Here is a 13,131-nt window from a genome sequence, read left to right as displayed (position 1 = left end):
ATTAGGGCACCCCATGACTCAAATGCCTTCGATCCCGAGCGTTTCCAAGGAGAGCGATGACGTCGAGCTCGGTCGCATCTTCGGCGTGTTGATCGATCATAAGTGGTGGATCATCCTCATCACGGCTCTATCCGCCTTCATCGGCATCGTCTATGCCACACTGTCGACTCCTATCTATCAAGGTGATGCCCTGGTGCAGATCGAGCGCCGCTCCACCGTCAGCCCTCTAGGAGACCTGAGCAATGTGCTGGGTGTCGAGGACTTCAACACGTCGGCTGAGATCCAGATCCTCCAGTCAAGAATGGTGCTCGGCCAAGCCGTTGATCGGTTGGGACGGGATACGTTAATCATGCCCGTATCCCTTCCCTACATCGGTGACTACATCATGCGTCGTGGTATTCCGCGACCAAGTTTCATGGAAGGACAGCCACATATATGGGGAGGAGAGAGCATCGAGGTGGCGCGTTTCCAACTGGCTGCTGCGCGACGTGGGCAAGTCATTGTCGTGGAGCGCGCCAATGATGAGCGTTACCGTGTCTTGATCAACGACCAGCCCGTAGGGATCGGTGAGATTGGCCGAGTGGGCGTCTTCCTCGATGGCGAACTCGAGTTACGCATCGACGCGTTCAATGCCCCACCGGGTGCGCAATTCCAACTGTTCAAAATGCATCGTAGTTCGGCGATCAGTTCGCTAGGCAGTAGATTGCTGATATTGGAAGCTGGTGGGCGTGGAACGTCAACCGGTGTGCTGCAGCTTTCTATGACTGGCACTGACAGGCAGGAGATCGAGGACTCATTGAATGCCGTTGTCGAAACCTTCCTGACTCAGAACATCGAAAGGCAGTCGGCGCAAGCCGAACAGAGCCTGGCCTTCCTGGAAGAACAGGCGCCGGAGTTGCGCAACCAGCTTAAACTGGCGGAAGAGCGCCTCAATGAATATCGAGCCAAGTTGGACAGCATCGATGTCTCCAGTGAGGCACAGACCGCCATACAGCGATACATCGAGATCGAAGGGCGGCTCAGCGAGCTGGAAATCGAGGAGGCTGAACTGGCTCAGCTCTTTCAGCCCAGCCACCCTAACTATCAGGCCTTGATGCGTCAGAGACGTCATCTGGAGAAGGAAAAAGCCGAGCTCAATGCTCGGGTGAACGAACTGCCGGCTGCCCAGCAGGAAGTGTTGCGGTTGACGCGCGATGTCGAGGTCACCCAGGTTATTTACGTCAACGTGCTAAATAAAATCCAGGAGCTGCAGGTAGCCAAGGCAGGTTCTATCGGTAATGTTCGTATCATCGACCGGGCACAAGTCGGATACTGGCCCATCGCCCCCAACAAGACACGGATCGTGATATTGGCAACCCTGATCGGGTGCATGTTGGCGGTAGGTGGTGTGCTGTTGCGTGCCCTATTACGCCGCGGTGTGGAAACACCCGAACAAATCGAGGCAACGGGCGTGCCGGTTTATGCCACGATTCCCCTGTCCGATGGCCAATCGAAACTGGTCAAGCGAGTCAAGCATCGTCGGGATCGTGCCGGGAAACAGGTGATCAGTGGTATTCTGGCGAGCCTCAATCCTACCGACACGGCTGTCGAAGCCTTACGCAGCCTTCGTACCAGCTTGCATTTTGTCATGCTGGAAGCCAAGAACAACCTTATCATGGTCACCGGCTCAAGTCCTGGGGCTGGGAAAAGCTTTGTGACGATCAACTTGGGGGTCACTTGCGCCCAAGCAGGCCAAAAAGTACTGATCATCGATGCTGACATGCGCAAGGGACAAGTGCATAACGCCTTCGCTGAATCTTCAAAAGGTGGTCTTTCAGAGCTGTTAGCCGGAAAGGTGGAATGGCAAGAGGTCATTCGCCCAACCAAAGTACCTGGCCTGTTTTATATTTCGCGTGGAGAAGCACCTCCCAATCCATCCGAACTGCTGGTGCATGAGAGTTTCAATCGATTTCTGGATGGATTCAGTCCTGAGTATGATTTGGTCATTATCGATACTCCCCCGGCCCTGGCGGTGACCGATGCCGCCATCGTCGGCAAGCGGGTAGGTACTACGCTGATTGTTGCACGCTTTCGGATGAATACACCACGCGAAATCAGTGCCGCTCTGCGCCGTCTGGAGACAGCGGGTGTTACGGTCAAGGGCTGTATTCTCAATGCCATGGAGAATAAAGCGGCTGTGGGATATGGCTACCATCACTATGCATACAAATAAATAACGTCAAATAATCTATTGACGATTATTTGAACTCTTCGGTATTCACAATGCCGGAGTTTTTCTTGCGCTATTTTATCACTTTTAATAGTTGCTATTATGAAATTACTTATTACCGGTGGTGCAGGATTTATCGGCTCGGCCGTTATTCGATATATTATCGGCAACACCATTGACGAGGTTGTCAATGTCGATAAGCTCACCTACGCAGGCAACCTTGAATCGCTTGACGGAGTGACCAGCAGTCGCCGCTATGCCTTCGAGCTAGTAGACATCTGTGATCGTGCTGCGCTGGAGCATGTCTTCGAAAAACATCAGCCGGATGCTGTAATGCACTTGGCAGCGGAAAGCCATGTCGACCGTTCGATCGATGGCCCTTCCACCTTTATTACGACCAATATCGTCGGCACTTATACGATGCTGGAAGTGGCGCGAGGCTACTGGCAAAGGTTGAGCGGAATACGCAAGGCTGCATTTCGCTTCCATCATATTTCTACCGACGAGGTCTATGGCGATCTAGGAAAATCTGACAGGCGTTTCACCGAACAAACACATTATGCTCCCAGTTCACCCTATTCGGCCAGCAAGGCCAGTTCGGATCACTTGGTGCGTGCTTGGCAGCGCACCTACGGCATGCCGACGCTTATCACCAACTGTTCCAACAACTATGGTCCCTACCATTTCCCCGAAAAACTGATACCTCTAGTGATTCTCAATGCTCTGGAAGGCAAGCCTCTGCCGGTTTATGGCAAGGGGGAACAGGTTCGTGACTGGCTCTACGTGGAAGATCATGCTCGCGCACTGTATATGGTGGTGACCAAGGGAGAGGTCGGTGAAACGTACAATATCGGCGGCCGTAACGAAAGAAACAATATCGATGTGGTTAATATGCTTTGTACACTGCTCGATGAGCTTGCCCCGGTATCCAGGAACGCCAACTTGCTACATACCCGATCCTCATTACGACGCTACCGCGAACTGATCACCTTCGTGGAGGACCGACCGGGACATGACCGGCGCTATGCCATCGATGCTGGCAAAATCGAGCGTGAGCTGGGTTGGACACCTGCAGAAACTTTCGAAAGTGGCATCCGCAAGACGGTGCAGTGGTATCTCGATAATCAGACATGGTGCCGGCGTGTGCAGGACGGCAGTTATCAGCGTGAGCGGCTGGGCATGATACGAATGGAAGCAGTATGAAAGATATCGTTCCAGTTGGTGAAAAAGATACGTATCGATGTTTTCTTATCAAGTGACGATAAGTCGGTGTTTGATAAATCTTATAGGTAACGGTTATGAGGGGGTTTAATTTATTCAAATATCCCGAAGAGCTACACAAAGATGGAAATCTTATATTAAACACATATTCATTACAACGGTCTGGGCAACATTTAGTATTAGATTGGATTGGGCGTGGTCTGGATGGGAAGTCGGCGCATTTTAATCACTGTCGTTTTCATAGAAAAGGGGTGAGTTTTTCTTTTGTTCCTGTTGCCGGAAGAGTCATTATTTACAATAGTGGAATGAGAGAAGTAGATTCAGGAAAGCAAGGAAAAGAAAATGTATTTGGCTTTTCTCAGGAGTTCAGCTATCGCAAGGAAATATATTCAATGGAAGATGTTGACTTTAATAGATTGCCTTACAGAACTTTAAACTGTATTGCTGATAAGGTTGTAGTTATTTTGAGAGATCCATGCAATTGGCTGGCAAGCAGCATGAAACATGGAAGGTCAACTCAAGAAAAGCTAGTAAAGAAAAAGGAAATTTTGAAAAAATATTTGCGTAAATTTTACTCTCGCAGGGAAGATGAGAAATTCATTTTCATTGATTACAATAAATTTGTTTCGAGTTGCGAATACCGAAAAGATTTGTTTGTAAAGCTTTCACTGGACAATTTTATTGAAGCGGAACAAGCAATGAATGATATTCCAGAGTTTGGGGGAGGGAGTAGTTTTTCAGGAATCAATAGCACCATAACACAAGAAAATGTTTTTGAAAGGTGGCTAGTGTATAAAAATGATAAGACTTTTGCAGATATATTAGGGGATGACGAGTTGATTTTTTTGGCTGAAAAATTTTTTTCAGTAAACTATTTTGATAAAATACAACGCTGATTGAAAACGAAAACGAAAACGAAAACAAAGACAAACTCCAACTCTGCGAAAAGCGTATGAAGAGGAAGAAATTGTTCCAAATGAAAAGGCGCATCAAGAGCGAGTTGATAAATTATAACCATAGGCGCGAGATAAAGAGTCTTAAAGAAATTGAAAGTTTTCAGACTGTGTTTGTATTGGGTACTCAGAAATCAGGTACAACTGCTATAGCTGCATTATTAGCAAAAGCAACGGAAATGCCAGTGACTTTAGATTTGTTAGATTCAGTTAAAGATAGTAGCTGGCCTTTAAGAATATCTTACGGTTGTCAAAGCTTTGCATCTTTTGCAGTTAAGTATAAGAAAGATTTTTCTAAGCCAATAGTTAAGGAGCCGTGGTTAACTTACTTCTATGATGACTTAGTAAGACTGTTTCCCGATTCCAGATATATAATGGTGATGCGACATCCTCTTGATACCATAAGAAGTGTTTTGAATAGGCTAAGGATTCCAGGTAATCTTGAATCCATTGATTATGATGATTACAGTATCCTTAGAGATAAAAAAATATGGAGGTTGGCTTTAAACAGCAGTTGGAATGGAAGGTTAAGTAGGAACTATATTGAGGCTTTAGCACACAGGTGGGATGTTTCGGCAAAACTTTACTTGAATAACAAGGAAAGTTTTCGTCTCGTACGATATGAAGATTTCTTGCGTGATAAAAAACATGTAATTGACATTTTAGCTCAAAATATGGGATTTTCTGTGAAGTATAACATATTTCAAGATGTGGATATTCAATATCAGCGTAAAGGGAATAATGAGATCAGATTCATTGAATTTTTTGGCACAAAAAATTATGAAACTATAATAAAAATATGTGGAGATAGTGCAGGAAAATTTGGCTATGATTTTTCAACCCCTATTTCCGTTATTTAAAATAATCTATGATCATCGTTTCATTGACTACCACGTATTCTAGATCTGAAATTTGCTTGCATAGTGTTTTATCACTTTGTAGGCAAAGCATTGCTCCAGATAAAATTATACTATCGATTTCAAAAGAAAAATATTTAGAAGATGACGGGTTTAGTCAGCCTCCTTCATGGGTGGAATCATTTCCTGAACTAAGTGATATACTAGATATTCGCTGGGTCGAAAACACTGGACCATATAGAAAGCTATTGCCTATCATATTAGAAGTTGATGAGAATGACCTGGTGATCACTGTTGATGATGACGTTATTTATCACAAAGAGTGGCTGAAAGCTATTGCTGAAGCAAGTAAGGAGTATCCTAATCATGTTATATCATCCAGAGTAAGAAGAAAAAGGCGGAATGTTTTTGGAAAATATACTTCATATATATTATGGCCAGTTGTAAGAGAAAAGATGGAGTTTCATGATGATTTTGTTATTATAGGTTGTGGAGGAGTTGCTTATAGGCGAAGTTTTTTTAATGCTGAACTTTTAAGCATGGGTGATTTCCTTAACTGCGCACCAACAACGGATGACCTTTGGTTTAGTAAGTTGTTAGAAATGTCAAGGACGCCTGTTCTTTCACTCCCCAGTGCGATTTCCTTAACCTCTGACATTATTCATAAATACAATCTTTCAGCTATTAATGCTTTACAAGGTGGTGGTTTTTACAGAAAAGCTTTCATAAGGCTGAAAGCAATGACTCTCGGTTGGTTAGGTTTTTTAATTTGTACAAACGATCTATCACATAAAGATATTGAAAATAAATTCAAGGATTATAAATTATCAAACAGCTAAACAAATAGGGGCTTTCAAGATCAGCGGTATAATGGGACTATTGCTGCGAGAACCTGGGAGAGCGGACGACAGCAAAACTGCTGGGCGTTATCGCTTTGATGTTATGTGCCGGGAGTTCACTATTCAGTCCTCTGAAATATGTGACGGATTCATGCTTTGTAGTCGCCGAAAGTGTGTCAAAAGGCAGAGAAACATTATACAGTGAGCATCATACTGTACCCATAAATGAAGCATCTGAATCATATATGCAATCAGGTGCTATTTAATAAACAAAAGGTAGGCTTTCTTTTGTCTCTCGTTAACAAGACAACAATCGGTGTTGTCTGGAGCTTTACCGAACAGCTTGGACGGCGTGGAGTTGGCGTTCTTGTCACCCTGCTGCTTGCGAAGTTCCTTACGCCAGAAGACTTTGGCTTGGTAGCAATGATGGCAGTCTTCCTGGCTCTCGGGCAATCGTTGATGGATTCCGGTTTTCGACAGGCCTTGATTCGTTTAAAAAATATCACTCAGGCAGATTTCAATACAGCATTTTATGCTAACTTGGTGTTAGGGCTTTTATCTTATTTTATTTTATACCTGTCAGCACCTCTAATTGCGGAGTTTTATGAAGAGCCTAGACTGACGGATTTAATCCGTGTCGCATCTTTTGCAATAATTATCCATGCTTTCCAAGTAGTCCAAATAGCCAGTCTGAGTCGTGATCTCAATTTTAAGGCTCAACTCAAAACCAGTCTTCCATCTAGTATAATATCGGGATGTGTAGCAGTTTTTATGGCGTACTTGGGGGTGGGGGTATGGGCGCTGGTGATGCAGATGGTACTGGCGTCCTTTCTTCACACAGTATTACTGTGGTATGTCCAAGGATGGAAGCCAACGCTCACGTTGAGCCGCAAATCTTTAGTTGGAATGTATAAATTCGGCTATAAGATTTTTCTCTCAGGAGTATTGGAAACTATCTTCAAGAACATATATGTCATTGTTATTGCAAAAATATTCTCAGCAAATATCGCGGGCCTATACTTTTTTGCAGATAGAATTCGTGAGCTGATTATTAGTCAGCTTATTTATTCAGTCCAGACAGTCACATACCCTGCACTTTCAAGAAAGCAGAATGATATAGAAAGTTTGAAAAGAGGCTATCGCAGAGTCATCCAAGTCACATCATTTGTCTACTTTCCAATAGTCGCGTTGCTTGCAGCATTAGCAGAACCAATATTTTTGATTCTACTTTCTGAAAAATGGTACGACGCACACCTTTATTTCCAACTCCTATGTCTTGCTTCTGTGCTATCCCCTCTAAATTCTATTAATCTAAATATTTTACGAGTTTTGGGGCGATCGGATATACTGCTGGGCTTACAGGTTTTCAAAAAGATATTGTTAGTGATTTTTCTTTGGGCTGGACTTAAGTATGGTGTAATTGGGGTTTTAGTGGCTCAGATAGTCCAGTCCGTTGTTGCTTATTATCCGAATAAATACTATTCAGAAAAGCTTATTGGCTATTCCTTTAGAGAACAATGGGAAGATATTAGGCTTCAGTTGTTGATTTCACTTACTCTTGGCTGGGCAGTACTGTTTTCATATACGTTATTGGAAATTCAACCCATAATATCCGTCCTTGTTTTTGGGATGGTGTTTTGTTTTGGTTATTTGATTATTTCGTATCTTCTTAGATCCAATGTGATTGATTATTTATTTGAAATTTATAGGAAGCGGAAGGTTTAAAATGATAGAAAGCTTAGAAGTTATTCTTTTCTGTGCTGTATAGATATGATGTTATCATCAGAAGAGTGACTGAAAGAAGAAATGCTTGTCAACCGAACCAGTAAATGTAATGACGCCATGACGATGGAAATTCTTAAAGGAGAGTAAATTTCCACCGAGGCGGCAGTATATCATCGATGACGAAATAGAAATTTGTGTTTCTTTATTGCCTGGAACCGCTTGTCGGCATTTAATTTATGGACAATCATAATAATATCATGTTTTCTGTGATAATACCTGTTTTCAATAAAGAGAAACATGTTAAATCAGCTATAGAATCAGTTTTGAATCAAGAGAATGATAATTATGAAATGATTTTAATTGATGATTGTTCGACGGACGAAAGCGCAAAAATCATTGATTCATATAAAAATAATAAAATACGTACTTTCAAGAGACATGAACCTGGTCTTGGGGGGTATGCGGCCAGAAATCTTGGGGTTTCCAAGGCCCGTTATCCATGGATAGCTTTTCTGGATGCCGATGACTTTTGGTATAAAAATCATTTGCATCATGCTGAAAAACTTATAATGAAGTATCCTCACATTGAGTCATTTAATTTCTCGAGAGAAAAGATTGAAAGAGGGAAAAAGACAAGATTTGTTCATTTAAAAGAAGGTGTAATAAGTAGTGAGGATGCTATTGCACAATATTCAAGGAAAGATGTTTTCCACACAAACTCAGTTGTCATTAGCAAAAGCCTTTTTGAAAGAACTGGAGGATTCCCGGCTGGTAAGTGCTGTCGAGGAGGGGATGGTGACTTATGGCTAAGGATGTTGTTAAGCTGTAAAAGTATAGTGGTGTCTCAAGAAATAACCTCCTGTTATGTCATAGATAATAGTGGTGTTATATACGGGAAAGGTAAAGTTGGTGAAAGGCATCCTATCTATAATACAGTGATTGGATATTTAAAAAAAAATCCTGCTAGCAGTATGGCAGAGGATCTGAAGCGTTTAGCCAACCGTAAAAACATTTCTTGGGCTTTGGCAAGGAAAAGGAGCCATGAGTTCTCCCTTCGTCAGTTAAGAATAATTTTCATAAGTTGTTTGGGGATTAATGATTGGCTAAAGATCGTTCAGCTGCTTTCTCCGTTGCCAATAATTAGGCTTATGCTATTTTTCAGGAAAAAAGCTTCATGAAATTTCTTTTTGTGTGTTCTTCCTGTGGGGGAGGAGGGGCAGAACGGGTCGCAGTCAGGCTTTCCAATGCAATCTCTCAACTTGGAAATGAAGTTGTTTATATGTATTGGAAAGAGAAAAAAAATCAAGAATACGATTTCTATCCAGGTGTTGAAGTAGTGAAAATTCAGGACATGAACATACTGCTCAGGATATTAAGAGCGCGTGAGATCATTGATAAATCAAAACCCGATGTTATTTTTTCATTCGCGGATGTGCCAAATATTGTGGTTTTTTATGCAGAAAAAATTGCCAAACATAAGTTTTTAAGAATACCGAATATAAGAACCAATGTGCTGGAGAAGTCCCGAAATGTAGAAAAAAATATAGTTGTGAAGTCCATTTCCAAACTTCATGGCGTAGCATGTCGTAGTGCTGCTATGACGATTAGCAATTCTTTAGAATCAAGAGATGCGGCGATTTCCCACTTCGGAGTAAAGCCTGATAAAGTTGTATGTATTTATAATCCAGTATTTGATGATCTGCACCTTCCATGTTTCATTGAAAAAGCACATGAAACAAAAAGAAAAAACGTATTGTCCGCCATCACAATAGGGAGATTAACCAAGGCAAAAAATCATCATATGTTATTGGAGTCGGTATACTATGCTATTAATAGCCTTAAGGTAGATATGTCACTCGATATTTATGGGGATGGAGAGTTATTTGATGAGATTTTATTAAAGATAAAACGCTTGGGATTGGAAGGCAGGGTATTTCTTAAAGGATTTGATAAAAATATTGAGAAGAAAATAAGCGACTATGATGTTTTCTTGTTTTCGTCTCGATGGGAAGGATTGCCTAATGCTTTGATAGAAGCCTTGGGAAGCGGAGTTTACATTATAGCAACCGATTGTCCTAGTGGACCTAGAGAAATACTTAAAGATGGGCGATTTGGTAAGCTAGTAAAAATAGATGACTATAAAGCCATGGCTGAAAGTATTGCTGAAGTTTACCATCAAGGAATCTTTTTAATTCATTCAAGCGATGATGATGTTTCAGTAAATATTGAATTAAAAAAACATCTGAAGCAGTTTACAATTCCATTTGTTGTAAATAAATATATTGAATCAGTGTCAAAACTCAGTTGGCCCTCATGAAGCTTCTTAGGCACAAGGTTAATTTGCTTCGACGCTATGCGTACTGGAGGCGGGAGTCTTGTATTTATATTCATATCCCGAAGGCTGCGGGCACTAGCATCAACAAGGCTATATATGGGCGGACACTGGGTCATTATACTGCGGAGGAAATAAAATCGCTCTTTCCAGTCTTATTTGAACGATCATTCGTATTTTCTTTTGTGCGAAATCCATGGGATCGAGTATTGTCAGCTTATCGTTTTGCAAAAGCAGGAAGAACTAAGACAATGGGGATGTATAAACCGGAGCAGTATAAAATACCTGAGTTTGATAGTTTTGAAAAATTTTTGTTTGAATGGCTTGTTCATCAGAATTTAAAAAAGGTCGATTATGTGTTCCAACCCCAATATTTTTACGTCTGTGATGTGAGAGACCAGTTGATAATTGACTTTCTAGGAAAGGTTGAAACCCTTGATGATGATATAGTGCAGGTAAAAAAAACAATTGGCAAAGAAATTGAGGTTGGATTTGAAAATAGCACATTAACAAACGTTGATTTCCACGACCTGTATCACAATGATGACATGATAAATGCTGTTGGATATATATATAAAAAAGATGTTGAATTGTTCGGTTATGAGTTTTAGAAAAGAGTGCTCTCCATGAGGATTTTACATATAATTTCTTCGGCAGCGGCAGGCGGTGCCGAAATATATGTGAGAGACCTCTCTATAGAGCTCGTGAAAGCAAAGCATCAAGTTTTCATACTTTTTCTAGATCGTGCTAAAGAATCCGGGAGAGATGAAAATTTTGAACGTTCATTTCTCGAGCAATTATTAAACAGTGGCATTAGTTATGATTTTATCGGCGCTGATGCGAGAAAGAAACCATGGAAAGGTATTTTTTTCTTAAGAAATATTGTAAATAAGTTTTTGCCTGATATTATTCACTGTCACTTGTATTATGCAGTGTTCTTTTCATTTTTCATAAAAAAAAGTTTTAATGTTGTATACACGCATCATAATATAAAAATTCGAGTTAATAAGCATATCTATAAACTTATGGATTTTCGAGTGTCTCGATATATTGGTATATGTTTGGCGTGTAAAACCCTCCTTGAAGACTTGACTCGACGCCCAGTGGTAAGAATCGATAACGGTGTCTCCCTGAATCGAATAAAACGTAAAGAGACAAATGAACACACTCCTTATGAAAATAATGCAAAGGTAAGGTTGGTCAGTGTCAGTGGGTTGTATCGGCAAAAAAATTTGACTCTTTTGATTTCCGCACTATCAAAGCTGGCTGATCGGAGGTTCTTGCTGAATGTGGCTGGCGAGGGTGCTGAAAGAGAGAAACTTGAGTGCCTGGTAAGAGAGTTGGGTCTTGAAGATAATGTGGTGTTCCTTGGGAATGTAAACAATGTACATGATCTCTTGCATGATTCCGATGTCTTTGTGATGTCTTCTTCATGGGAAGGGCTGCCGATTGCGCAAATTGAAGCTACTCTGACCGGGTTGCCTGTTATTGTTACTAATGTGGGTGGGTGCTCTGAAATCGTACATAGGGTATGTAATGGTATAGTGGTCGATGAGTTTGACGCAGAAAATTATTGTGCAGCACTTTCTAAGATAATTAATGATGTAAACATGAGAAACATGTTTTCTTGCAATGCTCTTCGTTATTCTGATGACTACTTGATTGAGATGTCAGCAAAAAAGCATATTGATCTTTATAATAATGTTATGAAAACTTAGATCGCCTCAACTATCCATCATTCTGGTGCTACATTAATGACATTTCTTTTCTTGAGCCTTGTGCTTCTTTCTTCCTTCGTTTTTTGTTTGTTCGTGGCGGTAAGGTACCGTTGGCTGATGATGCCAATGATGGTGGGTTTCTTTTTCCGTATTGTTCTTATTGTTTTGGATTATAACGAAATTTTTAGCCCGCCCGGCGGAAATGCAGATGCGTTGGTATTTACGAGACGGGCTTTTGAATGGTCACAACTAGACTGGCCGAATCTTTTTGCCACGTTTAATTATAGTGCGTCCTATGTCTACAGTACGATAGGTGCTATTTTCTTTAAAACATTTGGCGCTCACAATTTGGTTCTACCTAGCTTGAATTTTCTTGCAGGTATGATAGTGATTTTTCTTGCTGCCAGCATGACGTATGATTTATGGGGCCGTAAGCCGGCAATTATAAGTGCTTATATCATGGCCTTATTTCCATTTGCCGCTTTTAATTCCGTTATTGCTTTGAGGGAAGAGTTTTCCATACTGGTTTTCTTGATGGGTTTGTTTTTCTTTTTAAAATGGGTCTCTGGAAAAGGTTTTGCCTGGATTTGTATCGCTTTTCTGTTTTTTCCGATGGCTGTGATGATCCATCCAGGATGGATTGGAGCTGTAGTTGGTGTGGCATTGTATTTGGCTTACTTTTCAGCAAGGTTGGTACTTTCTAGCTTCAAGGGAGCTGTCACCAATCGCCGTAATATCAGCAAACTTATTTCCTCTGTCGCGGTGCTTTTCATTTCTTTGGCCTTCATTGCTGGTAGTGGTGGAATAACCTTGGCTAAGGGGATTACGATTGGCGGAGAAAGTGAAGAAGAAGGTGTTGCGGATTTGATTGAATCACGGTTTGAAAAAGATCCTCTCGGCGGGTCAGCCTATCCCGGTTTTGTCGCCACGGGGAATCCCTACACTCAACCTTGGCTTATTCCTGTGAGGGTATTTTACTTCATGTTTTCGCCTTTTCCTTGGGATATTCGAAGTCCACGCCATGCGCTCGGGATGGTTGCAATGCTGATGTATTCTTTCCTGGCTTGGCGTCTTTACAAAGGATGGCCAGTCGTCAAGAAGAAAGATGAGTGTATTGCGCTGCTTTTGATATTTGGAGCCCTTGTTTTTATCTTTTCTATTGGGGTAACTAATATAGGTACGGCTATTCGACATAGAACCAAGTTTCTTGGGCTGTTTGTTATCCTCGCTGCCTCATCATTCAATTCTTTGAAGATACGTTTTAGAAAATCTTGAAT

Annotated in this window: 11 protein-coding genes; all 11 read left to right on the top strand. The window is 41.6% G+C overall.

The window, feature by feature from the left end; genetic code table 11:
• Positions 1-13: 13 nt before the first annotated feature.
• The 11 genes from ACFOEV_RS18030 (at position 14) to ACFOEV_RS17980 (ending at position 13,129) form a co-directional block, all read left to right on the top strand.
• Positions 14-2,212 carry a polysaccharide biosynthesis tyrosine autokinase gene (locus tag ACFOEV_RS18030; protein ID WP_386776269.1) on the top strand — a complete coding sequence of 733 codons (2,199 nt, stop codon included), beginning with the start codon at positions 14-16 and terminating at the stop codon, positions 2,210-2,212.
• Between the two features lie 99 nt (positions 2,213-2,311).
• Positions 2,312-3,412: a dTDP-glucose 4,6-dehydratase gene (gene rfbB / locus ACFOEV_RS18025; protein WP_386776268.1), complete on the top strand. Its 1,101-nt coding sequence runs from the start codon at positions 2,312-2,314 to the stop codon at positions 3,410-3,412.
• A 95-nt stretch (positions 3,413-3,507) separates the two neighbouring features.
• Entirely contained in the window at positions 3,508-4,326 is an 819-nt protein-coding gene (locus ACFOEV_RS18020; protein ID WP_386776267.1) for a hypothetical protein, read from the top strand.
• A gap of 80 nt (positions 4,327-4,406) precedes the next feature.
• The gene (locus ACFOEV_RS18015) at positions 4,407-5,243 is read left to right on the top strand and encodes a sulfotransferase family protein (RefSeq protein ID WP_386776266.1); all 837 of its coding nucleotides are present in this window, start codon (positions 4,407-4,409) and stop codon (positions 5,241-5,243) included.
• Between the two features lie 56 nt (positions 5,244-5,299).
• Positions 5,300-6,079: a glycosyltransferase gene (locus tag ACFOEV_RS18010; RefSeq protein ID WP_386776265.1), complete on the top strand. Its 780-nt coding sequence runs from the start codon at positions 5,300-5,302 to the stop codon at positions 6,077-6,079.
• Between the two features lie 225 nt (positions 6,080-6,304).
• Positions 6,305-7,804: a lipopolysaccharide biosynthesis protein gene (locus ACFOEV_RS18005; RefSeq protein ID WP_386776264.1), complete on the top strand. Its 1,500-nt coding sequence runs from the start codon at positions 6,305-6,307 to the stop codon at positions 7,802-7,804.
• A gap of 257 nt (positions 7,805-8,061) precedes the next feature.
• Positions 8,062-8,982, top strand: a complete 921-nt coding sequence (locus ACFOEV_RS18000) for a glycosyltransferase family A protein (protein WP_386776263.1) — start codon at positions 8,062-8,064, stop codon at positions 8,980-8,982.
• The gene (locus ACFOEV_RS17995; protein WP_386776262.1) at positions 8,979-10,121 is read left to right on the top strand and encodes a glycosyltransferase; all 1,143 of its coding nucleotides are present in this window, start codon (positions 8,979-8,981) and stop codon (positions 10,119-10,121) included. The genes ACFOEV_RS18000 and ACFOEV_RS17995 overlap by 4 nt, the downstream gene beginning before the upstream one ends.
• Positions 10,118-10,747 (top strand): sulfotransferase family 2 domain-containing protein, encoded by a 630-nt coding sequence (locus ACFOEV_RS17990; protein WP_386776261.1) that lies wholly within the window; start codon positions 10,118-10,120, stop codon positions 10,745-10,747. Before ACFOEV_RS17995 ends, ACFOEV_RS17990 begins: the two co-directional genes overlap by 4 nt.
• A 15-nt stretch (positions 10,748-10,762) precedes the next feature.
• Complete coding sequence (locus tag ACFOEV_RS17985) at positions 10,763-11,854, top strand: glycosyltransferase (protein WP_386776260.1); 1,092 nt, start codon at positions 10,763-10,765, stop codon at positions 11,852-11,854.
• Between the two features lie 36 nt (positions 11,855-11,890).
• The gene (locus ACFOEV_RS17980; RefSeq protein ID WP_386776259.1) at positions 11,891-13,129 is read left to right on the top strand and encodes a hypothetical protein; all 1,239 of its coding nucleotides are present in this window, start codon (positions 11,891-11,893) and stop codon (positions 13,127-13,129) included.
• Positions 13,130-13,131 lie beyond the last annotated feature (2 nt).

This window comes from Litchfieldella rifensis (assembly GCF_042646605.1).
GTDB classification, from domain to species: domain Bacteria; phylum Pseudomonadota; class Gammaproteobacteria; order Pseudomonadales; family Halomonadaceae; genus Litchfieldella; species Litchfieldella rifensis.
The sequence above is the reverse complement of the archived record's forward strand: the minus strand, read 5'-3'. Positions and strand labels throughout refer to the sequence as shown.